This is a genomic window from Bacillus ectoiniformans, assembly GCF_016908875.1.
GTDB lineage: Bacteria > Bacillota > Bacilli > Bacillales > Domibacillaceae > Bacillus_BX > Bacillus_BX ectoiniformans.
In genome coordinates, this window is the sequence record NZ_JAFBES010000008.1 from 1 (window position 1) to 26848 (window position 26848).

Genomic DNA, 26848 nt, shown 5'->3' on the forward strand with positions numbered 1-26848 from the left:
GCTCGACTTGCATGTATTAGGCACGCCGCCAGCGTTCGTCCTGAGCCAGGATCAAACTCTCCAAAAAGATGTTTGATTGCTCATTTTGACAATTTACATTGTCTGTTTGTTACATTTAAACGTTGACGTTTATTTTGTTCAGTTTTCAAAGATCAATGTCAATAAATTAAATGGAGCGGGTGATGGGAATCGAACCCACGACATCAGCTTGGAAGGCTGAGGTTTTACCATTAAACTACACCCGCATATATTTTAGAAAGACTGGTCGGGAAGACAGGATTCGAACCTGCGACCCCTTGGTCCCAAACCAAGTGCTCTACCAAGCTGAGCTACTCCCCGAATCCAATATCTTAGCTAGATATGTATGGCGCGCCCGAGAGGAGTCGAACCCCTAACCTTTTGATCCGTAGTCAAACGCTCTATCCAATTGAGCTACGGGCGCAATATTAATATAAGTGATTAGCGATGCGGCCGAGAGGACTTGAACCTCCACGGGTTATTCACCCACTAGGCCCTCAACCTAGCGCGTCTGCCATTCCGCCACGACCGCATTATTACCAGCAGAATTATATTATAACTCTAACTTTGCGGTAAGTCAACACTATTTTGAAAAATAATTATGCGGGTGAAGGGAGTCGAACCCCCACGCCTTGCGGCGCCAGATCCTAAGTCTGGTGCGTCTGCCAATTCCGCCACACCCGCAAACAGTGAGCCATGAAGGACTCGAACCTTCGACCCTCTGATTAAAAGTCAGATGCTCTACCAACTGAGCTAATGGCTCTTACTTATGTTACAAAATAAAAATGGCTGGGCTAGAAGGATTCGAACCTTCGCATGACGGAATCAAAATCCGCTGCCTTACCGCTTGGCTATAGCCCATTATTAAGTGGCGGTCCGGACGGGACTCGAACCCGCGACCTCCTGCGTGACAGGCAGGCATTCTAACCAACTGAACTACCGGACCACTTTCAAACTCATTCACAACTAAAGCTATCTTCTTATAAAAATCCAAGGCCTGTTTGTTCAGCCGATCGTTTTTTAAAGATGACCCGTACGGGATTCGAACCCGTGTTACCGCCGTGAAAGGGCGGTGTCTTAACCGCTTGACCAACGGGCCAAAATAGAATATATTCTGGCGGAGAAGGAGGGATTTGAACCCTCGCGCCGGTTGCCCGACCTACACCCTTAGCAGGGGCGCCTCTTCAGCCACTTGAGTACTTCCCCGTAATGGCTCCGCAGGCAAGACTCGAACTTGCGACCGATCGGTTAACAGCCGATTGCTCTACCACTGAGCTACTGCGGAATAATAACGTCGTTTCATCGACAATTAATATTATATATCATTTCATTAATTTAAGTCAATAAAAATTTTTGTTTTTTTATTTTCTCTGCTTTCTTTCAAACCTGCTAGATTATACTACAAATATTCTTGAACAAAGTCAATATAATTAGGTAAGTGTTTTCTTAACTTCTTCTATAAATTTTAGTTTGCCTTTGCACTTTCCGCACACATACTTCTCTGTATTTACTTTTCTGCGGCGCGAATATACAGCTTCACAGTTTTTACAGCGGTAGATCAGCACTCGGATCTGTTTACTGCTTCGACTTTTTACCAGCGGAGTGCAATATCTTGGTGCATCTACTTTTTTCATCAGTTCTTTAAAATCCCGATCCCGATGTTTATATCCTTTGCCTTCAATATGTAAGTGGTAATGACATAATTCATGTTTAATAATACCCTTTAACTCTTCAAGACCATACTCATCATAGTATTTAATATTAATTTCTATATTATGCGACTCTAGCATATAGCGGCCGCCTGTAGTTTTAAGCCTGTTATTAAAAAAAGCTTGGTGAAGAAAGGGACGGCCGAACAAGTCGGCCGATAATTGTTCTGTCAGTTGCTGCAAACGCACATTATCCATTACAAACTTCCCCCTTTCTTCTCCTGCTTTATACTGGCGAGATCATTGTTAGAGATACCCGTCCTTTATTTTGATCTACCTGTTCTACCCAAACAGTCACTACATCCCCTACAGCTGTTACGTCTAAAGGGTGTTTGACAAATCCTTTTTTTAACTTAGAGATATGAACAAGCCCATCTTCCTTTACCCCGATATCCACGAATGCGCCAAAATCCACTACATTTCTTACGGTTCCCTGCAGTTCCATTCCAGCTTTAAGGTCTTCAATTTTTAATACATTGGTTTTAAGAAGAGGCTTTGTCATTTCATCCCGAGGATCTCTGCCCGGTTTTTGAAGCGCTTGGACGATATCTTTCATCGTTAACTCACCTAGGTCAAGCTCTCTAGAGTACTGCTCAATATCCAACTGCTTAAGAGCCTCGACCAGTTCTTTACTTCCCACTTGATTGGTGGAGAAACCTAGACTTTTCAGCAGTTTTTTCACCTCAGAATAATTTTCAGGGTGAATCGATGTACGGTCCAGCGGTTCTTTCCCTTCCATAATCCTTAAAAAGCCCACACACTGCTCAAATGTTTTCAAACCGAGCCTCGGCACTTTTTTAACTTCGGAACGCTGTGTGAATTTGCCATTCTCTTCTCGATATTTAATGACGTTATTGGCCACCGTTTTATTTAACCCAGCCACATATTGCAGCAGAGAAGAAGAAGCTGTATTTAAATTAACTCCCACTTGGTTAACAGCAGTCTCTACAACAAATGTCAGTGACTCATTCAATTTCTTTTGTGAAACGTCATGCTGGTATTGACCTACACCTACAGATTTTGGATCAATCTTCACCAGTTCAGCCAACGGATCCTGAAGCCTTCGCGCAATGGAAACAGCACTTCTTTCCTCTACTTGAAGGTCCGGAAACTCTTCTCTTGCGATGTCAGATGCAGAGTATACACTGGCTCCTGCTTCATTGACAATTAAATACGCAATCGGTTTATCCGTTGAACTGATCATGTCTGCTACAAATTGCTCGGTCTCTCTTGAAGCAGTACCGTTTCCTATCGCTACTAATTCGATATCGTATTTATTTAAAATATTGATAAACGTTTGCTCTGCCTCGGCTTTTTTTGATTTCGGCGGGTGGGGATAGATCACATCAATATGAAGAACCTTCCCTGTCTCATCAACGACCGAAAGTTTACAGCCTGTACGGTAGGCAGGGTCTACTCCTAATACTGTCTTACCTTTTAAAGGCGCTTGCAGAAGCAGCTTTCTTAAGTTTTCGGAGAATATATGTATAGCTCGATCCTCTGCTTTATCTGTCAATTCATTGCGGACTTCTCTTTCAATAGAAGGTTGAATCAATCGTTTATAGGCATCTTGAATAGCTTCCTTTACATGAGGAGCTGCTTCACTGTGCTCATTGGAAATATACTTCTTATTTAAATAGCGATAGATTTTTTCGGAGTCAGATTGAATAGCTACTCTTAATATCCCTTCTTTTTCCCCGCGGTTCATAGCTAACACTCGGTGAGGCACTACTTTAACTACAGGTTCTTCGTAATTATAGTACATTTCAAATACTTTCTTCTCATCCTTCTCTTCATCTTTCGCAGACGATTTCATCAGGCCTGAATGAAACGTTTCCTTTCTTATCCATTCCCTAATCGATGCCTCATCAGCTATTTTTTCTGCAATGATATCACATGCTCCCTGAATAGCTTCTTCTGCCGATGAAGCTCGATCTTCATCTTCACTAATATACTTCTCTACTTCTTGAGTCAGGGACTTCGGCATAGTCAGCATGTATTCTGCTAAAGGTTCCAATCCTTTTTCTTTCGCGACAGTCGCTTTGGTACGCCGCTTCTGTTTGTATGGACGGTACAGATCTTCTACCATCTGCAGTTTGTCCGCGCGGAGAATCTCTTTTTTCAATTCTGGTGTTAATTTCCCTTGCTCTTCAATCGCGTGAAGGACGTCACTTTTTCTTTGAGAAAGATTTTGCAGGTATGTCCAGCGAGTGATCACCGCTCGAATTTCTACTTCGTCTAACGCACCTGTCATTTCCTTACGATAACGGGCAATAAAAGGGACCGTATTGCCTTCTTCAATTAAAGAAATAACTGCCCGCACTTTTTTTAATTCCAATTTTTCAGATGCCGCTACTTTTTTCAAAAGGTTTTCTTGGTCATTCAATAGTTCAACTGCCACTTGATCCCCTCCAGTTCAGATATTCTCTATTTTATCACATAAAAAAAGCCTGCTTATATTTATAGCAAGCTTCCAATAATAAATGTCGCATCATCATTCGATTGGGTCGTTTGTTCTTCCAATTCATAAGCAATCGGTTTAATTGAACGATTCTTGAAAAGGGACTTCACGTTCATAATATTTAACCCATCGGAATGAAGAATAAATTTACAATCTAATTCATATACAAAGCGCTGGGTACGATATTTTTGAGGTCGGCCAGAGAGGTAGCCTGTTACAGGAAGGGGATACGTTAATTTACCTCCATCGGTATAAAGGTAAAATCGGATATTGCCCACACAGCTATACTCAAATTCCTGCTTGTCAAAAAAGACTTTAAAAATAGCTACGGCCGCTCCGCGTTTATGATGAAGCACTTCATTCGACAGCTGCATTAAAACATCGACGGATTCATGGTGATGTTCTTCTACCACTTTCGTGACAGCAGAAGATGAATTGTAGGCATATTCACCGCTTCCTAATCCATCTGCCAACACACAAATTAAATACTCGTCAGTGGCGTGAACATAATAACTATCACCGCAAAAAGGTTTTCCATCTTTAGATGCCTGGTTCGCATAGACCTCTAAGTGTTCTTTTTGCAAATAGGTCATTAAGTCAGTCTCTCCGTACTTAATGATTCCGATTCAATGGCTTCTTGCAGCTTCTTGATTGCTTTTCTCTGCAAACGAGAAACGTGCATTTGTGAAATACCTAGCTTGTCTCCTGCATCTTTTTGACTGAGGTTTTCAAGATACGTATATTGAATAATTTGACGTTCGCGTTCTGAAAGAACATGCCAAACTTTTTCAAGAACCATGCGCTGGTCTACTCTTTCATATCCCTCTTCATGATTCCCTACTATATCCAACAGAGTCACTGTGCTGCCATCGGAATCTGCTTCAATCGAATGGTCAACTGATAGCGCTTGATAACTCTTTCCCATCTCCATTGCTTCTAGTACTTCTTCTTCGGAAATCTCCAAATAACTGGCGATTTCATCAACTTTCGGCGATCGCTGCAGTTCTGTCGTTAATTCTTCCACGCTCGCCTTTATTTTTGGACCCAGCTCTTTAATTCTTCTCGGTACATGTACACTCCACGTTTTGTCGCGAAGAAATCTTTTAATTTCTCCCACGATGGTCGGAATCGCAAATGCTTCAAAGCTTTTCCCATATGAATCGTCATATCTTCTAATCGCTCCAAGAAGACCCATCATTCCCACTTGCACAATGTCTTCATGATACGATTTTCCTTTAGAATATTTACGGGCAATGGATTCCACTAGACCTTTATAATGCCTAACGAGATTCTCTTGGGCCTCGCTGTCATTATCATTTTGGAACGCTTTAATCCATTCTATGGCTTGTTGTTTCGCCGCTTGATTAGGTCGAGATGGTTTCTGCATCCCTCTCCACCTGCTCTCCCTTAAGGTACTTCGTCATAAACAAAGTGACCCCTTCGTTTTGGTGAACTTTCACCTCATCCATCAAGGTTTCGATAAGGTATAACCCCAAACCGCCTTCACGCAAAAATTCTAAAGAACTTTCACTATATGGACCTAATGCTTTTTTAGTTTCTGAAAAGTTAAAGCTTTTGCCGTTGTCGGATACCATAACTTCTAAGTGATTAGCATACAAAGCGAATCCAACGACTACTTCACCATCTTCATCCTCATGGTAAGCGTGTTGAACCGCATTGGTAATGGCTTCACTTGTCGCGATTTTTAAATCCTCGATTGCATCGTATGTAAAACCCATTCTGCTAGCAATTCCAGATAATGTAAGACGAATAACACCTACAAATTCAGGCTTCGCAGGAATTTTCATCTCGATGTAATCAAAAGCCTCCATAATCAAACGCCACCTTCTACTTCGGAATTAATATTCATAATGTCCGCAAGCCCAGTAATATCAAACAATCGTTTGAGGCGATCAGATAGGCCTACCAATTGAAGTGTGCTGTCATTCGCACTTAGATTCTTAAATAGACCAACAAATACACCTAATCCTGTACTATCCATATATGTTACATCTGATAAATCAATTACTAATTTCATGCCTTTTTGTTCTGTATAAGGGAATACGGATTCACGAAGCTTCGGTGCGGTAAACGCATCAATTTCCCCACTAAGCACCACTTTTGTATATTGTTCTAATTCTTGCACATCAACTGTAATATTCATAAGACCCACCTCTTCTTTGTTCTATACGATATCAATACTTATATACTTATAGTTAATACCCTTATTTTAAAATGTTAAACACGCTTAGCGTATTCGCTTTAAAATAATTAAAGTAAAGTCATCCCGAAGTTGAAAATCTTGAAGGAATTCCAGTTCTTTATATACTTTATTCGCAATTTCCTGAGCATCAAGGTGAATATACTTTTCGATATATTCGATCAGCGTTTCAACCTCAATAAACCCGTCTTTCGTTCGGCATTCAGTCACTCCGTCAGACATTAAAAGAATGATATCGCCTATCTCTACTTTTCGCTCGTATTGGCGGTACTTTGCTTTTTTATCAACACCCAGTAATAAACCTTTAGCATATAACTCTTCGAAACTTTTAGTCTCATGATTATAGAAAAAACCAGGCTCGTGGCCTGCAGAGGAATAATAAAAGGTATGATTGCGCGTATTATACATCCCATAGAACATTGTAATAAACATGGTTGGGTCAACGTTTTGTTCAACTACCCGGTTCAGGCTTTCCAGCACTTGGCTTGGCTCATGAGTATCCCCGGGAAGACTATCCATCGAATACTTAATCATGGACATGCATAGGGCAGCAGGAATCCCTTTTCCGATAATATCCGCTATTGCCACACTGACGGATTCGTTTTCATCTTTAACAAAGTGATAGTAATCTCCGCTCATTTGTTTAGCCGGCATGCTGATCGCACCTATATCCAATGACGGGATATCAGGGATCTGGGTTCCTAGCAGCGTCTGCTGCATATTAGCCGCAACTTCGATTTCACTCTTTAATTCCTGCTGGATTGTCCGTAAACTTTGGTGTTCACGATAAGCAAGTCCGTACCCCATCATGACTTCTAACAGGATATCTAAAGAAAGAATAAGGGATTCTGGCAGCTCAGGCTCAAGCTCTAGTAACGCAGTCTTATGGATACTGATGATTTCCTCTGGAGACACCTTGTACTCAATTGATTTCCTGCTAAACTTTTGACTGAGATACAGAGCCTGCTCATCTTGGTCTTTGATGTAGCTCTCCAAGATCTCTTTATATTTCTTACTCATTACTTCCCTAAAATCCATACTATTCCTCCTTAACGGAGCCACTTAATCGCTTTGATCGACGTTCCTTCGCCGGGAGTAGAATCAATTGAGAATTCATCCATTAAGCGTTTAACGCCGGGCAAGCCAGCTCCAAGTCCTCCCGAGGTGGAAAAACCATCTTCCATTACTTTTCTTATATCATTAATTCCAGGGCCTTGATCCTCTGAAGAAATGCATAATCCGGTTTTTCCGCCAGCCTCTGTTTTATCTATACATATTTGTCCTTGGCCAGCGTAAAGATAGATGTTACGCGCCAATTCGCTTATAGCGGTCGTTATTCGGGCTTGATCTACCGTACCGAAGCCAAGCTCTTTAGCAACATTTCTGCCAAGCTGCCTCGCCGCTACGATATCCCACTCATTAATAATCTTGACGCAAGAATCCATAGTGATTAGTCCCCCAGTTCCCGTTGAAGTTTCTCCAACCCTTTTTCTAAGTCTAATGCAGTCAAGACATCCTCAAGGCGGATACCTAATTCAATCAAGGTAATAGCAACGGCTGGCTGGATCCCTGTTATCACTACTTTTGCTCCCATTAATTTAGACATGCTGATCACATCTCCCAGCACCTTAGCTATGAAGGAGTCGATAAAATCAATGGAAGTAAAATCAATAACGACTCCACGGGCACTTGTTTCATGTATTTTATGAAGTAAATCTTCTTGAAATTGGAGTGCTGTCTGATCATCTAATTCCCATTGGATAGAAATCAGCAGACAGTCATGGAGTTTTAGAATAGGAATTCTCAATTTTCTCCCTCCGTTTCAACGATTTTTCTTTCTGTCATGGTTAATGCTTCTTCAATTCCTTTTTTAAGCGTGCTCGTAGTTAAGACTTGTTCTAAATTAATGCCAAGGCTGACAATTGTTTGAGCGATCTCTGGACGAATCCCAACAATCATGCATTTAGCTCCAACTAAACGAACCGCATCGGCCGCTTGAATAATATGATGGGCTACCATCGTATCCACTACCGGCACGCCTGTGATATCAATTAACACAACTTCTGAACGGTGATTAACCACTCCATCCAGCAGGTTCTCCATAATCAGCTTCGCTCTCTCTGTATCAATCGTGCCTACAAGCGGCATAACAGAAATTTTATCGAAAACTGGAATTAGAGGCGCAGACAGTTCTTGCAATGCGATTTTCTGCAAGGAAACTGTACGTTCCCAAGTAGTCGCATACGCATTGATAATTGTATTGTTAATCGGGAACATCCAGCGCTCGAACTCAGAAGTGAACTCAATGTGATCTTGCCGGCCGATTAACTTCTCATCCATCATGCCCTGAGAAACAATCTGGCTAAACAGCCTTACACCTAGTGTAACCACAGTCAGCGGCCACCCTAATCTGACAACTTTCTCTGCAAAATCTTGTACGCGTTCGTTAAATTCTTCTTCAGTTTCAACAAAGTTCGATATAAGCATCTCTACGAACTCATTGCTTGTTCTTGTAAACATTTGTGCAGACATCGTGTGAACAGCCCGCTCATCTGCTTCTTCTTTTATCTCTTTAACCCATTTTTCTAATATTTCGCCCTTATGGCTTTGGACATAATTAAAAATTCGTTTACGCATCAAGACAACTCCAATTTCGCATTTTTCAAGATCCTTACTTGTTATTTACACACCTTACTTGTTAGTGAGGCTGCTGCTTCATCATCATTTCTACGAGCTCAAAACAGAAATCTTGTCATAATCCATCGAACGCTAATAATATTCATATTAACCATTATAATGTTTATTAGTCTAATTAAAAAGCAAGACACATTGTTTCGCTCTGAAAATTTTTGGGTAATCCTCCAAAAAAAAATAAGACGCTCAGCTAGATAACTAGCAAGCGCCTGATTAAAATTGTATAAGACCTAAACTGATTTGCAAGGCTTCGTCCACTTTTTCCATCATTTCCTCATCAAGTTGAGTGATTTTATCCGTTAACCGCTGTTTGTCTATGGTGCGAACTTGCTCAAGTAAAATAACGGAATCACGTTCGAAGCCATAACGCTTGGCATCAATTTCAACATGTGTAGGCAATTTAGCTTTTTGAATTTGCGCTGTAATAGCGGCAACAATAATAGTGGGACTAAACCGGTTCCCAATGTCGTTTTGAACGACAAGCACAGGCCGCACGCCGCCTTGCTCTGAACCAACGACCGGGGATAGGTCTGCGAAATATACGTCGCCACGTTTAACTATCACACGGATTATCCTCCACTTACTAAACGTTCTACAGTATTTCCTGCCTCATATTCCGCTTGCATGGCTTCAGATGCGATAGCTAAATTGATCTTCGCCATTTCCATGTATCCGCGTCTCATTGATTCACGAATTTGGCGTTTCTTTCTTTCACGAAGATACATTTTAGTTGCTCTGTAGATAAATTCACTGCGGCTAATGTTTTCTTGTTCTGCAAAGCCGTCCAATTCCTTGATGAATTGTTGCGGCAAGCGAATTAACACCTCTGTTGTTGCGCTGGATTCAGACACGAACTACACCTCCACCAATCACTACACCCGTCTCTTTAACTGTCAGATCCATCATAACATTTTTTTACCTATGTGGAAAGGTCAAATCGATATTATAGGTGATATAGTTAGAAAATTTTTATAAATCTATAAAATAAGTTCATTTTTAGACAATTTTCCTCTTATATTATCGGATTATAAACAGAGACAACCCGACCATTTCTCTTATACACTCTTGGCACTCGCGCAGTAATGATACAAGGCACCTCATAATTAATCGTCTCTAGGGAATCAGCCACTTCATCCATCGTTATTTCTTCTTCACCTTGAACACCAATAAGCGTGACTTGTGTGCCCACCGGCATTTCTTTTGGAAGTCGAATCATACATTGATCCATACAGATGCGGCCTACGATCGGCGCACGCTTGCCATCTACGAGCACCTCTTGCTTTTGCAGCCGGCGAATCCAGCCATCAGCATATCCGATCGGCAAAGTGGCAATCCACTCCTCACCTTCTGCTTCATATGTGGCACCATAACTGATCTTTTCGCCTTTTTCCAGTTTTTTTACGTGTACTATTTTCGTTTGCAGAGAGAATGCCTGTCTTAAACCAAAGGGCAGCATAGGCTTCATTTCACTAGATGGAGACAAACCATACATTGAAATTCCCAGCCGCACAGCATTCAAGTGTGCTTCCTTAAAACGCAAGGCTGTCGCACTATTCGCGCAATGGATATAAGGAGGATGGCTCTCTAGCGAATCCACCAATTGATGAAAACGCTTTAATTGTTTTTCGAAATATAGGGTATTCACTTCATCTGCCGTCGCAAAATGAGTAAATAATCCTTCAAAGAATAACTTAGGGGACTGCTCGATAAAATCCGCCATACTTCTTAGTTCTTCTGGTGTTTTTATACCTAACCGCCCCATACCAGTATCGGCTTTGATATGAATATTTAATACCTGGTCCTGCCGTAAATTTTTCTCTGCTTCCATCAACCAGTCTAATCGGAAAGCCGTTAAGGAAATATTCTTGTCCGCTGCAGCACTCGCATCCTCTGGCCTGCTTGCCCCCAGCACTAATACGGGCACGTCCACTTTCAGCTTCCTCACTGAAATCGCTTCATCTAAAAAAGCTACAGCCAGTCCATGAGCTCCCGCTTGAACGGCAGCCTCAGCCACTTCCCGGTCGCCATGTCCATAAGCATTCGCCTTTACTACAGCAAACAGTTTTTCACCTGAAGGCAAAAGCTTTAATGTTTCCTGCACGTTAAACGTGATATGATCCAAGTTCACTTCAGCCCAGGTATCCCGGTAAAACTTCGTTTCAGCACTCACTAGATGTCCCTTCTTTCTTTCAATCAATTGCTCCCTTTCTAATTCTAAACTTTAATAAATGACTGTCAACATTGAAAAAAGGCTGGTTCAGATCACCAGCCTTATCTTTACACTCTTATTTCTCCATAGCCGCTGCGTTCATGGACTTCGCTACTTCCATCATTTCTGATTGACTTAAATCTTTAGAAGCGAGCATGTAATTAATCCCTTTGTAAGACCAAGATAAAGATTGCTTCGTCATCGTTCCAACAGCAAAGCCAAGATCAGCGATTTCTCCTTCAACTTCAGCTGTTTCCATTGCAGCGGCCGGAAGAACTTCCGCTTTTTCCTGAATAAGAGTAAATGATTTCGCGCCGCCATACGTTAATACTACGCGCTTGCCGCTTGCGGTAATCATCTCATTTTCTTCTAGCAGGCTTGTTCCTTTAATTTTCGCAGATGGATAAGAGACTGAAAGCTCTTTATCTTTTGTTTCTGTAGACACTGGAATTTCAAGCTGAGCGCCCGTCATATTCTTCTTCATATCAAACGAAGCTTTTTCAAAACTTGCATCGAAATTCATCTTAGTAAATTTCACATCAACCAATGACTTGCGATCCGCGTCCATTACCTTCACTGATACAGGTGAAAGATCTTTTTTATTGAACGTAATTTCTTGAAGAGGCAACATATGGCTGTTTGGATATCTTGTCTTTGTTTCAAATACATAATGTTTGTCCGTTTCTTTAAAGCTTGCTTCTTTATCTTCAGCGATGTCCTTCACTAGCGATTCATACAAGTAGGCCTGACTGCTGTTTTTCGGCCAGTCGCTTTGGAATTTGAAGCTTTTGTTCAGTGCCGGCGTCAGTACATAGACTCCTGAATCATTCTTTAAAATCATTTGGCTTTGGTCTTTTTTATCCGCCGTCAGTTCCACACGGTAAAATTGATGCTCCTTGTTCCAGATTTCCACATGATACTTTTGTTTCTCCTCACCTGCTTGCAAGGTCATTTCTGCCGTTGCTTTATACCCCTTTACCTCCTGAGCCTTTTCACTTAAATCAGCCGCTACGTCCTCCTTTGATTTTTCTCCACAAGCAGAAAGCATGAATAAAGCAAATAAACTAACAAGCCAGAGCGTCCATTTTTTCGTCATTACTTCACAACCCCTTTCGCATTAAAAATATATGAGACAACCTCTGAAAATATGATTGTCCATTCGGGGCAGTGAAAGTAATTATTCTTTTTCAATAACGACTTGAGCCGCGGCGTACTCCTTTGTATGAGTAATAGAAAGGTGAACATTTTCAGAAAAAGGTTTTTTTATAAATGGCTTTCCATTTTCATTCACATCAATTTCAATGTCTTGAAATGACAGCTTTCCTCCAATTCCTGTTCCCATCGCTTTAGCAAATGCTTCTTTCGCAGCAAATCGGCCAGCGGCATATTCATACCTTCTGACTTGGCCTCTGCTCTCATATATTTTCCGTTCGGCAGGCGTTAAAATCCGGTCGATGAATTTAGGCTTTTTATCAACGAGGGTTTTAATTCTTTGCAATTCCACAATATCCATTCCAATTCCTTTAATCATCTATATCTACCACCCGTTCTATCGTTTTACTTGTTTGGTACCAGTTATAAATATGCATGGCATCATCAGCTGCTGCGTCTATCACATGGACGTTCTTTCCGCCTGCACCGACTTTTATGACCGCTCCGATCGTCGCCAGGCTTTGCTGCTTTTGTCTCCATGTTTGCTTATGTTCAAAAGATTGAATCCGATGTTTCTTCATATAAACAGAGTAGCGTGAAAACGTTCGATAACGAATGCTCAGCTGATTGCCTTTTAACTCCCAGCCCGCTGACCGATAGCAGAACCAGCCAAGCCCCCACGCAGGGAGGATTAAAAGGATAGACCACATGCCTAAGGGCCAGAACAACCAGCTAACCACTGCGCAAGGCCCTACCAGCCACAACATCTTACGAAACATATACCTGTAAGAGGAACGTGCAGGAATCGGGTGGAAATCATTTGAGAAATGATGATCAGGAAACAATACACCTAACACCCGCAACGCTTCTCTTTTCTTAATCATCGGCATGATCTTCACACTGGAACTTCCTTGTTCATCTAACGATCCGCCAGCACTTTCAATTTGGACAGACGCATATCCAAATAGCTGCCGGATTGGATTTTCTGCGAGGGTTATCCCTTGAATTCGATGCATCGGGATCATCACTTGCCTCTTCTCTAATAAACCATGAGTAATGATTAGCTGTTCTTCACTTGTTTTTAATGTGAAATCCGAATACTTCAAAAGAGTCATTGCAATAGAAACAAGCCACGCTAGAAACAAGACCAAGAATGCAGCTGCCGCTAGAAATACTAAGCTGTCTTCTACAATATGTTCCGCTCTTTTAAATAGTTTTTCATATGGAATGATTTCTTGAAATTGTGATAAAAAGGCGATCACACCCGAAATGACTACTCCAGCGCCGCCTGATGTAATAGCAAGAAAGATCAAATCGAACAGCTTCGATTGATGGACAATTGTTGCTGACTGATCTGTACCGCTCTCCTCACCCTCCATGTCAACCGCATCCGCATCTCGGAGCTGATTTCTTTTCTCCTTGCGAATCAGGGCTTGCAGCTGTTCCGCTTCAAACTTCGAGATGGCAGTGAGGTCTGCTTCTGATTCTAAATGATCAGCGGAGCCGGCTGTTTCTATTTTTATTTTGACCAGACTAAATATCCTCTGCAGGACACCCTCTGATACATCTAAGCTTTGTATGCGTTCAAGCGGGATATACCGTTTCTTCTTCACAAACAAACCATGTTCAATCCGGAGTTCTCCGTCTTCCACCCTATATGTAAAGCGAATCCATTTGACGACTCCGCTGATGAGCACAAACATAATAACTGCCGCCATGCCGATATACGGCAAGTAATACCATATGTCTCCTTCTTTTTCTCCGTTATTAAGAAATAATAAGACTACTAAAGGAATAAAAAGTTCTTTGAGCTGTTTCAAAAAATTTAAGACTGCTGCTAAAGGATGGAGCCGTTTTGGTTTAGACATCTTCTTCCGCCACCCTTGCCAGCATTGAAATCTTTTGCCTCATTTCCTCCGCTTCCGCTAAATCAATAGCTGGGATTTCGTGAATGGTTGCAGCTGTTGAGATTTTAATAATAGCTAATGAATATTTCCTTAATATAGGACCTTGCTCTGTATCTACATGCTGAACACGAACCATAGGAATTAATGTCCGGCGTGTGATAAAAACCCCCTGCTGCAATTCAATCTCCTGCTCCCTTACTTCATAACGCCACCGCTTCCATCTAAGGCGAGGCATCCAAAAGACAAATATGATTAATTCACTCACTGCAGCAAATACTATGATTGCAATCCACCACGAAGGCCATTCCTTTATGTAAATGAGCACACCGGCTCCCGCTGCAAGCAGCCATACGACCAGGCTTGTGAGAAGCCCGTGAATCCTCCAAACCTTCAGTCCATTCGGAGAAATCCTGTTTTTCGGTTCTGTCATTTCCCCACTCCTTTTTCTATTATTTTGCTCCTTTATCTGGATTCCACTTATTTCATTAGTTTGAAAAGGTTGTTCTTATCATACCAGTTTTAATTATTCTTTCTCTACTCTTGAAGATGGACCGGAACACCGCTTCTATCTTAGCAGAACATTCAACAGCCTTGTTTAAACGCAAAAAAGCCCGGGAATCCGGGCTTTTACTTAGTTAGAAGAATATTTTCTTTTAGGGCTCTTGCTGCGATCTCTGTTGTATGAACGGTTTCCTTGGCGGCTTCCGTTCGACTTTCTTGAGTTAGAGTTTTTAGAGCGCTGATAATTTCCCTTTTTCTGAGGAAGAGAAGCTTCATTCGTAATACGAACCGGCGTGCGGTCAGGCTCTTTCGTAATTAATTTCAATGCTGCTGCAACTAACTGATCAGGAGTGTACTGATCAAGCAATTCTTTTGCTAAGTTATTGTATTCAGCTAAGTCGTTTTTAGCAATCGCTTCTTCGATTTCAGTCATTGCTGCTTTTTGCTGGCCGATTAAAGCGTCATCCCATGTAGGAGCAGTCATTGGCTTCATGTTCTTCTTCGTCGTTCTTTCTACTTCTTTTAAATAGCTCATTTCTCTTGGATCTACAAAAGTAACGGCCATACCCTCTTTACCTGCACGTCCCGTACGTCCGATACGGTGAACGTAGCTTTCAGGGTCTTGTGGAATGTCGTAGTTATATACATGCGTAACACCAGAAATATCTAGTCCACGAGCAGCAACGTCTGTCGCTACAAGTACATCGACTTTTCCTTCTTTAAAGCGTTTCAGCACAGTTAAACGTTTCGCTTGGCTAAGGTCTCCGTGAATGCCTTCTGCTTGATAGCCGCGAAGGCTTAAAGCGTTAGCCAATTCATCAACACGGCGTTTTGTTCTGCCGAAGATAATCGCTAATTCTGGAGAATGCACATCGATTAGACGAGATAATGTATCGAACTTATCACGCTGCTGTACTTTCACATAGTATTGATCGATGTTAGAAACGGTCATTTCTTTCGCTTTCACCTTGATTGCTTCCGGTTCAGTCATGAAGCGTTCCGCAATTGCACGAATTTGTTTCGGCATTGTCGCTGAGAACAGCAAAGTTTGACGTTCAGATGGCATGTGGGAAAGAATAGTTTCGATATCTTGAATGAATCCCATGTTCAGCATCTCATCTGCTTCGTCCAACACAAGCGTCTGCAGGTTATCAAGCTTAAGATTTTTTCTGTTAATGTGATCTAAAATCCGTCCAGGTGTACCAACAATGATGTGCGGGAACTTTTTCAATGCGCGAATTTGACGTTGAATATCTTGTCCGCCGTATACAGCCAAAATACGCACGCGTTTGCCGCCGCCAATTTTGTAAAGCTCTTCTGATACTTGAATCGCAAGTTCACGAGTAGGAGCAATAATTAATCCTTGAATTGCGTTGCTTTTCGTATCAATTTTCTCAACCATAGGAATACCAAACGCAGTCGTTTTACCAGTACCCGTTTGCGCTTGCCCAATAATATCTTTTCCTTCAAGTCCAACTGGAATCGTAGCGGCTTGAATTGGAGTTGCTTCTTCAAATCCCATTTTATCGATTGCTTTCAAAGTAGCTTCACTTAAATTTAAATCTTTAAATTTCGTCAATATTTTTCAATCTCCTTCTATTTCAACTGCCGTATCACATAAAAAATACTCTTCATGTGAAGAGCAAGAGTTATTGTTATCATAGCATCTCTGCCTGGTAATTTCAATGGATATTTAACTTACTCTACTACTAGCGGTTAAAAATGTAAAGACTTTTTCAAATAACCCTTTTTGATTTCCCGTATGGCAAATATGATGTTTGGCAGCTGGCGAATAATATATTTCTTTGTGCTCTGAACCAATTTGCTGATAGATATATTCTGCGCTTTTAGGCGGTACCATTCCATCGGAAAGCCCTTGGGCAATTAGCGTTGGCACGTTCACTTTTTTGAGGAGCGGCCGCGTAGAGATCACGACTTTTCTGAATTGCCAGGTCGCAGAAACTGGTGTTACGATTACTTTTTCCTTATAGCGCAGATATAATTCGTTATTTTGTAATTGTCCATTTTTGACATCCTTGAGACATTCCCAAATATCTGCAAGCATTTGAACGGGGTTAAGGTATTTGGCTGCCGCACTTAAGAGCACGAGCTTGTCTACCGGATACTTCTCCGACAAGTAGATGGCTATTAGTCCGCCCATCGAAAACCCGACCACATAGACCTGTTCACACTCCTCTAAGAGCAGCTTTAGTTCTTCTTCTGCATGGTCAAGCCATTGCTGGTGCCTAACACCCTTTAAGGCAAGCTTGTCCCCATGTCCAGGCAAAGTCGGAGCCACCACTTTCCAGTCCGTTTTATCCTTTAAATATGCGACAAGCGGTTCCACTTCATAAGGAGCGCCGGTAAACCCATGTATGCATAAACAACCGATCATTTTTCCCACCGAACCTTTTCCAAAAGTTAATGTTAGGATGCGACAAAACAACTAAAATTATTTATAAAAGTTATACGATTAGTATAAGAGAATGATCGCAACATCGAAAGCGATAACCCTTTAAACCACAAAAAAATCAGAACGCTACGACCGCGTTCTGATTTTTTCACTACTTAAGAGGTGCCGCCAATGCTTGAACGACTTCTTCAAGCTTCATTCCTCTTGAGGCTTTAACGACGACAAGCTCACCGCCCTGAATGACAGAGTCTAACTTATTAATCAGCTCATTTTTATCAGTAAAGGCAAATGTTCTGTCTTCACCTAGTGTGTTCTTGGCTCCTGCTGCAATAAATTGTCCGAGCCTTCCAAAGGTAAAGAGGTATTGAATCGATTCGCTGTCAATGGTTTGACCCACTTGATAATGAAACAGTTCCTCATCCATTCCGAGCTCGAGCATATCTCCTAAAACGAGAATTTTTCGGTCAAATCCAGGCATCTGAGAAGCTAACTCAATGGTAGCTTTTGTGGAAGTGGGGCTCGCATTGTAAGCATCATTAATGATCTTCACACCTTTAATACCGTCCACCCATTCCATTCTCATTTTCGTCAGTTCAACAGAAGTCAAAGCTGCTTTCATATCTGGATAAGCTATGCCTAGTTCATGAGCAGTCATCATTGCTGCCATGGCGTTCAGAACATTGTGGCGACCTAGCACTGACAAGAAATAATTCACTGACGGTGCCGTATTCACTGTAAAATGACTGCCCGTTTTTACCGGTTCTACCGATAAGGTATACAATTCATTGCTTTCGCTAAAGCCAAACGTCTTAACGTTTTGTCTTTCCATTTCAGCGACTCTTTCTTGCAATAACGGCTCTTCGCCATAATAGATAAATGTACCTTCTGGGTGCAGACCGCTAAGAATTTCAAGTTTCGCATCCGCAATCGCTTCTCTAGAACCGAGGTCCTGCAGATGGGACTCCCCGATATTTGTAATCACAGCAATGTCCGGTGAGGCAATGTTTGTAAGCAGTTCAATCTCACCTTTATTGCTCATGCCCATTTCTAATACCGCTACTTCAGTTTCTTCAGCAAGCGATAAAATAGTTAGCGGCAGACCAATATGATTATTGTAGTTTCCCTCTGTCTTTTGCACGCTGTATTTAATCGACAGAAGATTAGCCATTATATCCTTAGTGGTGGTCTTCCCATTGCTTCCTGTCACGCCAACCACCTTGATATTTAATTCATCACGGTAGGCTTTCGCCAGCTGCTGCAACGCAAGCAAGGTATCCTCAACAATGAGAACCGGGAGATCCTGTGGAGGGTTAGGCACATCCTTTTGCCAAAGGGCCGCTCCTGCTCCTTGTTCAATTGCCTGTCTGACGAATTGATGGCCATCTGTATTTTCACCTTTAAAAGGAACAAAAAGCTGCCCATCTGTCGCTTGACGCGAGTCGATGACTGCTCCTTGAATCACGCGATCCTTAAAAGCAGAAATATCGTTCTCAATTTTCATCATATCAGTTAGCTGTTCAATGGTCTTTCGAATCATGAATGTCCACCTTTAAAAAGTATATTTGATTTGCTGTTTTTCTTCATGGCGTTCTATAGCCAGTGAAATGAGCTTTTCAATGAGTTCAGAGTAGTCCACTCCAGTATGCTTCCATAAAAGCGGGAACATACTAAATGGTGTGAAGCCAGGCATGGTGTTCACTTCGTTAATAATCAATTGGCCATCTTCCGTCAAAAAGAAATCGGCACGGACTAAACCGGAACAATCAAGCGCCTGATATGCTTGAATCGCCATCTCACGCATCTGTTGCTGTGTTTCTTCTGCCATTTCAGCAGGAATAATTAAAGCTGTATTTCCATCTTCATATTTCGCTTTATAATCGTAGAAATCCTTTTTAGGAACGATTTCTCCAATGACAGAGCATTCGGGTTCATCATTGCCAAGAACGCCGACTTCGACTTCACGAGCCGTCACGCCTTCTTCAATAATAATTTTCCGGTCAAATTGGAAAGCTTCTGCAAATGCCGCCTCAAGCTCTGAGCGATTCGTACACTTGCTGATTCCAACGCTAGATCCTAGATTAGCCGGTTTAACGAAACAAGGATAGCCTAATGTTTTTTCTACTCGTTCATATGCTGCGCTTTCATCTGCTTGCCACTCCTTGCGAATGAGCCACACATAGCCTACTTGAGGAAGTCCAGCCTGAGCAAACACATTCTTCATGACCACTTTATCCATACCAGCAGAGGAAGCAAGCACGCCATTGCCCACGTACGGAAGGTTCATTACTTCAAGCATGCCTTGCACGGTGCCATCTTCTCCGTTTGGACCGTGAAGCAATGGGAAGATAACGTCGTATTTCCCGCCTGAAAGACTATTAAACACACTTTCTTCATTTTCAGAAGCAGTCAGCTGAAGTTCAGCCACATCTTCTACAGGAGAAGATAGTTGTTCGCCTTCTATCCATTGGCCTGCGATTGTTATGTAGACCGGATAGATCTCAAACTTGTTTAAGTCCAGAGCACCGATTACGGCCTTGGCTGTTTGTAAAGAGACTTGATGTTCTGCTGATTTCCCGCCATATAGTAAACATAATTTAGTTTTCATATTGACCCTCCCATACATAAAAGAAAGATTGCACTATCTTTTATTTTAACATGCTTTAGTTAAAGAAAAACAATATTTCCTTGCTACTATCCTACCTATTTCTACTGTATGCAAATTATCGCCTAATAAAACCAGGACAAATGAAGCTTATAAACAGACCCTTCAAACATTCACTCTTGGAGATTGCTTCTATATTATGTAAGCAACCCCCGGATCAGGTTGTTTATCCGGGGGATTTCATTCATTATTTATTGAAATAAACGCTCCACTCATGCGTTCTTTTATCAAACACTAAATGGCCATCCGGCATACTGCGGTAAGTCGTCATGTATTCTTCAAACATCTCATCCATGTTGCTAAAGTCACCAATTACCCATACCGGAATTTCTACGCTTGCTCTGTTTTGCGCCGCCTTCGAAAGGGAAAATACCATCCCCTCTTTCATTTTATCTGTAAAGGACGCCATAATCTCTTTAGGAATTGGCGGAAGCGGCAGGCCCTTCTTTAACCCAAAGAATGAGCGCTCACTTCTAAAATGACCAAGCTTTAACGAAATGGCACGGCCAAGCATATGATAGAAATCGGACGTATTCCGGTAATACGTTTTATTAAACCATTCATCATCTTGCGATAAATAAACAAAGCGATTATTTAACTTGCTGTAAAAAGGGCGCCGCAAATGATCTTTGGAATGACCAAGGTATAGCAATTCAGCAATTTCCTGCCCGTCAAGTTCATTAAGCCCGTCCGTGTCTTCAAAATCAATCCAGCAAAAACTGCCGTATTCAGCTATATCTTCTTTCAGAAGCTTGCTTATATCTTCCGAATCGACATACTCAAATCTTGTATGCATATTAAATTCACTCTCATTATAGCCGTGTTTTAGCAGCACAAGGTGATTTAATTCTCTGGGAAGACTCCTCACGAATTCATGAAATTCGACTCCATAAGAAACCGTATACTGATGGGCTGTATTTAAATGAACATAAATAAGCTCTTTCATATTTCCGTGACTTTTCAATGCTAAAACCTCCGAATCATCCCAACTTACATGGTCTTTTCCACGTCAATTTTTATATACTTCCTATTTTAGCAAAATAATTGAAAAACACGTATGTTAAAATACAAATAATTCATCAATCTTTTTCATTTTTTTTGTATTCGTTTTATAATAAATGAGAATTTATACTTCTAATGTAAGGGGGGAATGCAAATGATTAATAATTTAACAGAAGATCAAATGACACTGCTCGTCATCAAAGCGCTGAAAGAAGGGAAAAAAATTGAACTTCAAAAGCTGATTGATGAACTTCATCCGTATGATATGGCGGCCATTTATCAAAACTTGCCTGACAAGCATCAAACGAGATTCCTGCTTCACTTAAGCATTCCCATCCTGACAGACATGATTCAAGAGCTCGATAATGAGGATCAGCTGGCCGTCTTGAAGAAAGTCGGTAAAGAAAGAACTCGGAAAGTTCTCGATGATATGGATAACGATGATCTTGCCTCTCTATTAGATGATATGTCTCCTGAAAAGATTAAAGAATTCTTAGCAGGCATGAAGAAAGAAGAGTCTACCATTGTACAAAGCATGATGGCCTATCCGCCGGAGACAGCTGGACGGCTCATGACGAATCGGTTTGTCTGGATTAAGAGCACTTATACAGTTAGAGAAGCAGTCGAGAAGTTAAAGTCATTTGCCGAATTTGCGGAGACGATCAATTATCTCTATGTAATAGATGAACAAAAAAAACTTGTCGGCGTCGTTTCCTATCGCGATATGCTCATGGCAGATACCTATGAGAAAGTAGCGGATATCATGTATGGCCGCGTGATTTCAGTTTCTGTTTATACCGATCAAGAGGAAATCGCTCGTTTAATAGAACGATATGATTTCTTAGCTATTCCTGTTGTAGATGAAGATGAAATTCTTGTTGGAATTGTTACGTTCGATGACATTTTAGACGTTGTTATTCAAGAAGCCAACGAGGATATTGAGAAACTATCCGCTTCCGGTAAATCGATCGACTTCGACACGAAAGCATCTGTGGCAGCCTTTAGACGGCTCCCCTGGCTGATTTTATTATTGTTTATTGGACTCGTATCTGGAAGTATTATTTCCGGCTATGAAGACACGCTGCAAAAGGTGGTTGCCCTCACCTTCTTTATGCCGATGATCGCCGGGATGACTGGTAATACAGGTACACAGTCCCTTGCTGTTGTGGTACGGGGACTTGCTTCACGTGACATTGATATGAAAACGGTGATGTCTTTAGTAGCCCGTGAATTTGGGGTTGGCTTGATCATTGGAACGACTTGCGGATTGTTAATTTTCTTTATCGCTTTATTCTGGCAAGGCAGTTCAATCCTAGGAATTGTAGTAGGGGCTTCTCTCCTTCTCACCTTAATCATCGGTACACTTGCAGGTACAGTGATTCCGCTGATTTTGTACAAATTAAATATTGATCCTGCTGTTGCTTCAGGACCGCTTATTACCACGATTAACGATATTTTTTCTTTAATTACTTATTTCACTATCGCTTCTTGGTTCCTGCAGCAGCTCATGTAGGATCTGAAACTAGCCGGCATTCCTTTTAAATAAGCCTTGAGAAAATGTGCAGCAGGCTTGACAAAGGCAACCGGCTTTTTCACCGTAAACAGACTCTATTATTTCAACCAAATAAAAGCTGATTGCCAGAAAGAATTAATTGAATATTACACACGATCACCACATATTCTGATAGTAGCAATAATTTGACTGAATAATCTGTATTTAATATAATATCCTTAACATAGAAGTCTGCAAGGAGTGATGACATGGGGCAGTGAAGGTAACATATCCGTTCGCCGATACGCTTTACTTGTCGCATCATGACAAGGGGAAGCAAGAAGTAAATTCTGATTTACCAATCTGGTAAATTTCATTTTACAGGAGGTGACTCCTTTCCCGTTTGCTAACGGGTGGAGGAAACTATTTGGATATAATGAACCTGGTTCTTGTTGGCACTCTTATCGCTTTAACGGCTTTCTTTGTGGCATCAGAGTTTGCCATTGTTAAAGTCAGACGTTCACGTATTGATCAATTAATCGAAGAGGGCAATAAACGCGCCTTTTCTGCCAAACAAGTGATTACACAGCTTGATGAATACCTATCTGCTTGCCAGCTCGGTATTACAATTACCGCTTTAGCGTTGGGGTGGATTGGAGAACCCGCAGTTGCTAAGCTTTTCAGTCCGATATTTGCTTTATTAACTATCCCTGACTCACTATCTCAAGTGATTTCAATTGGCACAGCGTTCGGTGCCATCACTTTCTTGCATGTAGTGGTTGGAGAATTGGCTCCAAAGACACTGGCCATTCAAAAGGCTGAAACTTTGACACTTGTTCTAGCTAAGCCACTTATCCTCTTTTACCGCCTTATGTATCCATTTATTTGGACACTGAATGGGGCAGCGCGAATGGTCGTTGGTCTATTTGGATTAAAGCCTGCCTCTGAAAGCGAACTTGCTCATTCAGAGGAAGAGCTGCGAATTATTTTATCTGAGAGTTTAAAGAATGGGGAAATCAACCCCGCTGAATTTAAATATGTGAATAATATTTTTGAATTTGATGAACGGCTTGCTAAAGAAATCATGGTTCCACGGACTGAAATCTTTTCCTTACCAAAGGAAACAACGATCAGCCAATTTATTGATAAAGTAAGCGATGAGAAATTTACTCGCTATCCTATTATAGACGGGGATAAAGATCATATTATCGGTTTAGTCAACTACAAAGAAGTGCTGATTGATTACATTAAAAGCGGGCAAAAACCCGTTTCTCTTGAAACCTATGTACGTCCAATTATTCGGGTGATTGAATCGGTTCCCATTCATGAACTGCTTGTAAAAATGCAAAAAGAACGGATTCACATGGCGATCTTAATGGATGAGTATGGAGGAACTTCAGGTTTAGTAACTGTAGAAGATATCTTGGAAGAAATTGTGGGAGAAATACGGGATGAATTTGATTCAGATGAAGTTCCTGTCATTCAGGAATTAAACCCTTCTCACTATATTATCGATGGCAAAGTCCTAGTAGATGAAGTCAACAGCCTTCTTCAATTAGATTTAGAAGATGATGATATTGATACTATTGGCGGGTGGGTGCTCACTGAGAATTATGAAGCCGCCCAAGGGGATTCGATTGAACATAATGGCTATGTATTTACGGTAGTAGAAATGGAAGATCATCAGATTAAATATGTGGAAGCAAGGAAAAAGCCGCAAATCGAAGAAACGGTGATCAGCAAGCCTCCTCCTCTCCCTCTTGCAGAATCCAAAATCATACTATAAAATATTTTCTTGCATAACCTATGAAAAATGATCGAATCTTAAGATTCAGATCATTTTTTTATTTTTTCAACTTTTCCTCCGCTCAAGCGGCTCAGAAGGAATTAACTAACAGATAACGAATATAATGAATACAGCCTGAGCTGAACGTAAGATTGGAGCAGTGCTATGATCTGGATTTTGATCTTTATTTCTTTTATCCTTGGCTATATGATTTTACCTACCATTTTCATTCGCAAGTTAGCGATTGGGATTCATAAACGAGGACCTAAAACTCGCAAGATCGCCTTAACCTTTGATGATGGGCCCGATCCTGTTTATACACGATTACTATTAGATGTATTAAAGAAACACCAGGCAAAGGCCACCTTTTTTGTCGTAGGCGCAAAAGTTCAGGCACATCCTGACATTGTAAAGGAGATTCACAGCCAGGGGCATGTAATTGGTATTCATAACTATTATCATTATTCCAATTGGCTGCTTCCGCCCATCCTTTTAAGGAGACAGTTAAAACAAGCCGAATCGGTGATTGAAGAGGTGATTGGAGAGCGCCCCACATACTACCGTCCGCCTTGGGGTCATTTTAATTTATTTTCACTTCTTTCCTCGAGAGGTTACGAAACAATTATGTGGTCGGCGATACCGGGTGACTGGAAACAACACGTGAAGCCTGAAGAGCTCGCAACTCGTTTAAAAGACGCCCGAGAAGAAGGCGCCATTATCACTCTTCATGACAGCGGAGATACTTTGGGAGCCGATCTTCACGCTCCTCGAAATACGGTTCAAGCGTTGGATCTGTTCCTGTCAGATCCAGAGTCAAGGACTTATCAATTTGTTACAATACCAGCCTTGATCCATGCAAACCAAGAAAATGAGGGGTAATATGGAATCACAAATCCTAATTTATTTATCTCAATACGGGTACATTATTTTATTTTTAGTCGGTGTGTTTGGCATTGCAGGAATTCCTGTACCAGAAGAAAGTTTATTCGTTTATTTGGGCATACTAGCTAAAAACGATAAAATAGATTTTTCCACCGCTTGGCTTTCCCTTTCTCTTGGCGCTTTTACAGGCATGCTGATCAGCTATTTTCTAGGCAGGAAAATTGGCAAGCCGCTGCTTGAGCGTTATGGTAAATATGTCGGCATGAATAAAGGAAAGTGGAGCAAATTTGTCCTGCATTGGGATATGAAAAAATCTTTATTTGCAGGGTTCTTCATTCCAGGGATCCGGCAATTCAATCCATACTTCGCAGGAATGGCGAAATTCCCATTGATTGGTTTTATCATTATTTCTGTTTTGGGCTCATTATTATGGGTATGGGTTTATATATTTATTGGTTTTGTTATCAGTTCATATATTCGTATTGAACCGCTTTACTTAACCATAGGCGGAGCCTGTTTTTTCTTAATCTTCGTCATACACTTACTGATGAAATGGAAAAAGTCCCGGCGCTGAAAAGGAGAGTTGCCTATGAAGATCTTGCTATTGCCATTATTCCGAATGCCTTCTGGGCACCATAAAGCTGCTGAAGCCATCATTGGCCATTTACCTGTTGCTGAAGAGCAATTGGAAATAAAGACAATTGATGTTTTAAGTCATTTCCATGGAGGATTAGAGACCGCTATTTCTCGTGTTTATTTGCAATGGATCAATAGAAAACCTTCCTCTTACAGCAAATTTTATAAATCATTTATGTATACGGACCACCCTAACATTTGGTCTTCTCTATGCTTATGGAACAATTACTTTGAATGGAAAATGGAACAGCTGATTAACAAAGAACAGCCTGATTTAATCATATGTACTCACTGTTATCCATCGAAGCTTTTAAATAACTTAAAAAGAAAACACAAAGTGCACGCACCTGTGATTAATGTCTACACGGACTTTTTCATAAATTCAGTTTGGGGCAAGAGCGATATTGACTATCATTTTGTCCCCCACCGCGAAGCAAAAGAACAATTAATGAAACAGTTTGGTCTACAAGAAGACCGCGTCTATGTGACTGGCATCCCTGTCCACCCTTCCCTTTACCAAAAAGAAGAGATGCCGGCTGAAAAATATATTTTAATTGCGGGTGGAAACAGCGGACTCGGGAATTTGACGGCTATTCTTACTCACCTTTCTGAATCAGAGCTGTTTTATTCTTATAAGGTTCTTTGCGGAAACAACAAAAAATTGTATGAATGGGTATCCTCTCTCAATCATAAGAGCATAGAAGCCATTCCATATACAAGCTGCCGTCAGCAAATGAATCGGTATTATGAAGGGGCGGCTGCCATTATAACGAAACCAGGCGGCGTGACAATCAGTGAAGTGCTGAAGAAAGAACTTCCTATTTTTATTTTAGAATGTTTACCTGGTCAAGAAGAGCTGAACGTTGATTATTTAAATAAACATCATTTGATCTATCAATTGGATCTCAACCAGCCGATTGAAAAGCAATTAAAGAAGTATCTCCATAATGAAATGGAAAAGAATAAATGGCAGCGCAGATTGTCCACTTATCAGCTGGAGAAAGAAATGGATCTACAGAAAGTATTGCTTGCGGTTCTGCAAGAAGAAGAAAAAGAGCGCGAAAACTTCGCCCTTTATCCTGAATCAGCCCACTAACGATATG

The 26848-nt window shown here is 41.2% G+C and carries 27 protein-coding genes, 11 tRNA genes and 1 rRNA gene; 5 read left to right on the forward strand and 34 right to left on the reverse strand.

Translation table 11 applies throughout. From position 1 onward, the window contains the following. From JOC78_RS11410 to JOC78_RS11575, 34 genes are all read right to left on the reverse strand, one after another. A 16S ribosomal RNA gene (locus tag JOC78_RS11410) occupies positions 1-67 on the reverse strand; the annotation flags it as partial. 104 nt (positions 68-171) lie between these two features. Further along, positions 172-245 (reverse strand) — tRNA-Gly (locus JOC78_RS11415). 17 nt (positions 246-262) lie between these two features. Next, positions 263-339, reverse strand: a tRNA-Pro gene (locus JOC78_RS11420). A 26-nt stretch (positions 340-365) separates the two neighbouring features. Beyond that, positions 366-442 (reverse strand) — tRNA-Arg (locus tag JOC78_RS11425). Positions 443-466: 24 nt separating this feature from the next. Next, positions 467-550: transfer RNA gene (locus tag JOC78_RS11430), tRNA-Leu, on the reverse strand. A 70-nt stretch (positions 551-620) separates the two neighbouring features. After that, positions 621-702 (reverse strand) — tRNA-Leu (locus JOC78_RS11435). A gap of 6 nt (positions 703-708) precedes the next feature. Then, positions 709-781: transfer RNA gene (locus tag JOC78_RS11440), tRNA-Lys, on the reverse strand. A 23-nt stretch (positions 782-804) separates the two neighbouring features. Beyond that, positions 805-879 (reverse strand) — tRNA-Gln (locus JOC78_RS11445). A gap of 8 nt (positions 880-887) precedes the next feature. Then, positions 888-964, reverse strand: a tRNA-Asp gene (locus tag JOC78_RS11450). A gap of 81 nt (positions 965-1045) precedes the next feature. Further along, positions 1046-1117: transfer RNA gene (locus JOC78_RS11455), tRNA-Glu, on the reverse strand. 16 nt (positions 1118-1133) lie between these two features. After that, positions 1134-1224 (reverse strand) — tRNA-Ser (locus JOC78_RS11460). 4 nt (positions 1225-1228) lie between these two features. After that, positions 1229-1303 (reverse strand) — tRNA-Asn (locus JOC78_RS11465). A gap of 145 nt (positions 1304-1448) precedes the next feature. Further along, positions 1449-1925: a SprT family protein gene (locus JOC78_RS11470; protein WP_204555945.1), complete on the reverse strand. Its 477-nt coding sequence runs from the start codon at positions 1923-1925 to the stop codon at positions 1449-1451. Between the two features lie 28 nt (positions 1926-1953). Continuing rightward, on the reverse strand, positions 1954-4128 hold the full coding sequence (locus tag JOC78_RS11475; protein ID WP_204555947.1) for a helix-hairpin-helix domain-containing protein: 2175 nt from the start codon (positions 4126-4128) through the stop codon (positions 1954-1956). 59 nt (positions 4129-4187) lie between these two features. Further along, positions 4188-4781, reverse strand: a complete 594-nt coding sequence (locus tag JOC78_RS11480) for a PP2C family serine/threonine-protein phosphatase (RefSeq protein ID WP_204555956.1) — start codon at positions 4779-4781, stop codon at positions 4188-4190. Further along, on the reverse strand, positions 4781-5575 hold the full coding sequence (sigB, locus tag JOC78_RS11485) for an RNA polymerase sigma factor SigB (RefSeq protein ID WP_204555958.1): 795 nt from the start codon (positions 5573-5575) through the stop codon (positions 4781-4783). The genes JOC78_RS11480 and sigB overlap by 1 nt, the downstream gene beginning before the upstream one ends. Beyond that, positions 5553-6020 carry an anti-sigma B factor RsbW gene (rsbW, locus tag JOC78_RS11490; protein ID WP_204555960.1) on the reverse strand — a complete coding sequence of 156 codons (468 nt, stop codon included), beginning with the start codon at positions 6018-6020 and terminating at the stop codon, positions 5553-5555. The genes sigB and rsbW overlap by 23 nt, the downstream gene beginning before the upstream one ends. Positions 6021-6022: 2 nt before the next feature. Then, complete coding sequence (locus JOC78_RS11495) at positions 6023-6352, reverse strand: anti-sigma factor antagonist (RefSeq protein ID WP_204555962.1); 330 nt, start codon at positions 6350-6352, stop codon at positions 6023-6025. Between the two features lie 84 nt (positions 6353-6436). Next, positions 6437-7447 carry a SpoIIE family protein phosphatase gene (locus JOC78_RS11500; RefSeq protein WP_204555964.1) on the reverse strand — a complete coding sequence of 337 codons (1011 nt, stop codon included), beginning with the start codon at positions 7445-7447 and terminating at the stop codon, positions 6437-6439. 11 nt (positions 7448-7458) lie between these two features. Further along, positions 7459-7860, reverse strand: a complete 402-nt coding sequence (locus tag JOC78_RS11505; RefSeq protein WP_204556248.1) for an ATP-binding protein — start codon at positions 7858-7860, stop codon at positions 7459-7461. Then, positions 7860-8216 carry an STAS domain-containing protein gene (locus tag JOC78_RS11510; protein ID WP_204555966.1) on the reverse strand — a complete coding sequence of 119 codons (357 nt, stop codon included), beginning with the start codon at positions 8214-8216 and terminating at the stop codon, positions 7860-7862. The genes JOC78_RS11505 and JOC78_RS11510 overlap by 1 nt, the downstream gene beginning before the upstream one ends. Then, on the reverse strand, positions 8213-9046 hold the full coding sequence (locus tag JOC78_RS11515) for an RsbT co-antagonist protein RsbRA (protein ID WP_204555978.1): 834 nt from the start codon (positions 9044-9046) through the stop codon (positions 8213-8215). The genes JOC78_RS11510 and JOC78_RS11515 overlap by 4 nt, the downstream gene beginning before the upstream one ends. Before the next feature lie 270 nt (positions 9047-9316). After that, positions 9317-9667: a type II toxin-antitoxin system PemK/MazF family toxin gene (locus JOC78_RS11520; protein ID WP_204555980.1), complete on the reverse strand. Its 351-nt coding sequence runs from the start codon at positions 9665-9667 to the stop codon at positions 9317-9319. A gap of 5 nt (positions 9668-9672) precedes the next feature. Beyond that, positions 9673-9954: an antitoxin endoai gene (locus JOC78_RS11525; RefSeq protein WP_204555982.1), complete on the reverse strand. Its 282-nt coding sequence runs from the start codon at positions 9952-9954 to the stop codon at positions 9673-9675. Between the two features lie 161 nt (positions 9955-10115). Then, the gene (alr, locus tag JOC78_RS11530; RefSeq protein WP_204555984.1) at positions 10116-11273 is read right to left on the reverse strand and encodes an alanine racemase; all 1158 of its coding nucleotides are present in this window, start codon (positions 11271-11273) and stop codon (positions 10116-10118) included. Between the two features lie 115 nt (positions 11274-11388). After that, positions 11389-12408 (reverse strand): LolA family protein, encoded by a 1020-nt coding sequence (locus JOC78_RS11535; RefSeq protein ID WP_204555987.1) that lies wholly within the window; start codon positions 12406-12408, stop codon positions 11389-11391. An 81-nt stretch (positions 12409-12489) separates the two neighbouring features. Then, positions 12490-12843 (reverse strand): holo-ACP synthase, encoded by a 354-nt coding sequence (gene acpS / locus JOC78_RS11540; protein ID WP_204555990.1) that lies wholly within the window; start codon positions 12841-12843, stop codon positions 12490-12492. After that, on the reverse strand, positions 12836-14332 hold the full coding sequence (locus JOC78_RS11545; protein WP_204556004.1) for a PH domain-containing protein: 1497 nt from the start codon (positions 14330-14332) through the stop codon (positions 12836-12838). The genes acpS and JOC78_RS11545 overlap by 8 nt, the downstream gene beginning before the upstream one ends. Then, positions 14325-14801 (reverse strand): PH domain-containing protein, encoded by a 477-nt coding sequence (locus JOC78_RS11550; RefSeq protein ID WP_204556006.1) that lies wholly within the window; start codon positions 14799-14801, stop codon positions 14325-14327. The genes JOC78_RS11545 and JOC78_RS11550 overlap by 8 nt, the downstream gene beginning before the upstream one ends. Before the next feature lie 201 nt (positions 14802-15002). Beyond that, on the reverse strand, positions 15003-16451 hold the full coding sequence (gene cshA / locus JOC78_RS11555; protein WP_239587133.1) for a degradosome RNA helicase CshA: 1449 nt from the start codon (positions 16449-16451) through the stop codon (positions 15003-15005). Positions 16452-16565: 114 nt separating this feature from the next. Continuing rightward, positions 16566-17267, reverse strand: a complete 702-nt coding sequence (locus JOC78_RS11560) for an alpha/beta hydrolase (RefSeq protein ID WP_204556009.1) — start codon at positions 17265-17267, stop codon at positions 16566-16568. 169 nt (positions 17268-17436) lie between these two features. Then, a complete protein-coding gene (locus JOC78_RS11565; RefSeq protein ID WP_204556012.1) occupies positions 17437-18822 on the reverse strand; it encodes a UDP-N-acetylmuramoyl-tripeptide--D-alanyl-D-alanine ligase in 1386 nt (461 codons plus the stop codon). A 12-nt stretch (positions 18823-18834) separates the two neighbouring features. Then, complete coding sequence (locus JOC78_RS11570; protein ID WP_204556015.1) at positions 18835-19890, reverse strand: D-alanine--D-alanine ligase; 1056 nt, start codon at positions 19888-19890, stop codon at positions 18835-18837. Positions 19891-20134: 244 nt separating this feature from the next. Further along, positions 20135-20911 carry a hypothetical protein gene (locus JOC78_RS11575; RefSeq protein WP_204556018.1) on the reverse strand — a complete coding sequence of 259 codons (777 nt, stop codon included), beginning with the start codon at positions 20909-20911 and terminating at the stop codon, positions 20135-20137. A 192-nt stretch (positions 20912-21103) separates the two neighbouring features. On the opposite strand from JOC78_RS11575, the gene mgtE reads away from it, so the two are divergent. The 5 genes from mgtE (at position 21104) to JOC78_RS11600 (ending at position 26841) form a co-directional block, all read left to right on the forward strand. Beyond that, positions 21104-22462, forward strand: a complete 1359-nt coding sequence (gene mgtE, locus JOC78_RS11580) for a magnesium transporter (RefSeq protein WP_204556030.1) — start codon at positions 21104-21106, stop codon at positions 22460-22462. Positions 22463-22868: 406 nt separating this feature from the next. After that, positions 22869-24227, forward strand: a complete 1359-nt coding sequence (locus tag JOC78_RS11585) for a hemolysin family protein (RefSeq protein WP_204556033.1) — start codon at positions 22869-22871, stop codon at positions 24225-24227. A 165-nt stretch (positions 24228-24392) separates the two neighbouring features. Further along, positions 24393-25106 carry a polysaccharide deacetylase family protein gene (locus JOC78_RS11590; RefSeq protein WP_239587134.1) on the forward strand — a complete coding sequence of 238 codons (714 nt, stop codon included), beginning with the start codon at positions 24393-24395 and terminating at the stop codon, positions 25104-25106. 1 nt (position 25107) lies between these two features. Further along, a complete protein-coding gene (locus tag JOC78_RS11595; protein WP_204556036.1) occupies positions 25108-25683 on the forward strand; it encodes a DedA family protein in 576 nt (191 codons plus the stop codon). Positions 25684-25698: 15 nt separating this feature from the next. Further along, positions 25699-26841, forward strand: coding sequence for an MGDG synthase family glycosyltransferase (locus JOC78_RS11600; RefSeq protein ID WP_204556039.1), 1143 nt, complete (start codon positions 25699-25701; stop codon positions 26839-26841). Positions 26842-26848 lie beyond the last annotated feature (7 nt).

Bases quoted from the DNA above. Each gene is read 5' to 3' on its own strand.
- JOC78_RS11535 (WP_204555987.1), bottom strand. From the start codon at position 12,408: ATGACGAAAAAATGGACGCTCTGGCTTGTTAGTTTATTTGCTTTATTC.
- JOC78_RS11600 (WP_204556039.1), top strand. From the start codon at position 25,699: ATGAAGATCTTGCTATTGCCATTATTCCGAATGCCTTCTGGGCACCAT.
- JOC78_RS11550 (WP_204556006.1), bottom strand. From the start codon at position 14,801: ATGACAGAACCGAAAAACAGGATTTCTCCGAATGGACTGAAGGTTTGG.
- JOC78_RS11565 (WP_204556012.1), bottom strand. From the start codon at position 18,822: ATGATTCGAAAGACCATTGAACAGCTAACTGATATGATGAAAATTGAG.
- JOC78_RS11590 (WP_239587134.1), top strand. From the start codon at position 24,393: ATGATCTGGATTTTGATCTTTATTTCTTTTATCCTTGGCTATATGATT.
- JOC78_RS11545 (WP_204556004.1), bottom strand. From the start codon at position 14,332: ATGTCTAAACCAAAACGGCTCCATCCTTTAGCAGCAGTCTTAAATTTT.
- mgtE (WP_204556030.1), top strand. From the start codon at position 21,104: ATGATTAATAATTTAACAGAAGATCAAATGACACTGCTCGTCATCAAA.
- JOC78_RS11595 (WP_204556036.1), top strand. From the start codon at position 25,108: ATGGAATCACAAATCCTAATTTATTTATCTCAATACGGGTACATTATT.
- JOC78_RS11480 (WP_204555956.1), bottom strand. From the start codon at position 4,781: ATGACCTATTTGCAAAAAGAACACTTAGAGGTCTATGCGAACCAGGCA.
- JOC78_RS11495 (WP_204555962.1), bottom strand. From the start codon at position 6,352: ATGAATATTACAGTTGATGTGCAAGAATTAGAACAATATACAAAAGTG.
- sigB (WP_204555958.1), bottom strand. From the start codon at position 5,575: ATGCAGAAACCATCTCGACCTAATCAAGCGGCGAAACAACAAGCCATA.
- JOC78_RS11560 (WP_204556009.1), bottom strand. From the start codon at position 17,267: ATGATCGGTTGTTTATGCATACATGGGTTTACCGGCGCTCCTTATGAA.
- JOC78_RS11570 (WP_204556015.1), bottom strand. From the start codon at position 19,890: ATGAAAACTAAATTATGTTTACTATATGGCGGGAAATCAGCAGAACAT.
- JOC78_RS11500 (WP_204555964.1), bottom strand. From the start codon at position 7,447: ATGGATTTTAGGGAAGTAATGAGTAAGAAATATAAAGAGATCTTGGAG.
- JOC78_RS11470 (WP_204555945.1), bottom strand. From the start codon at position 1,925: ATGGATAATGTGCGTTTGCAGCAACTGACAGAACAATTATCGGCCGAC.
- acpS (WP_204555990.1), bottom strand. From the start codon at position 12,843: ATGATTAAAGGAATTGGAATGGATATTGTGGAATTGCAAAGAATTAAA.
- JOC78_RS11515 (WP_204555978.1), bottom strand. From the start codon at position 9,046: ATGCGTAAACGAATTTTTAATTATGTCCAAAGCCATAAGGGCGAAATA.
- rsbW (WP_204555960.1), bottom strand. From the start codon at position 6,020: ATGGAGGCTTTTGATTACATCGAGATGAAAATTCCTGCGAAGCCTGAA.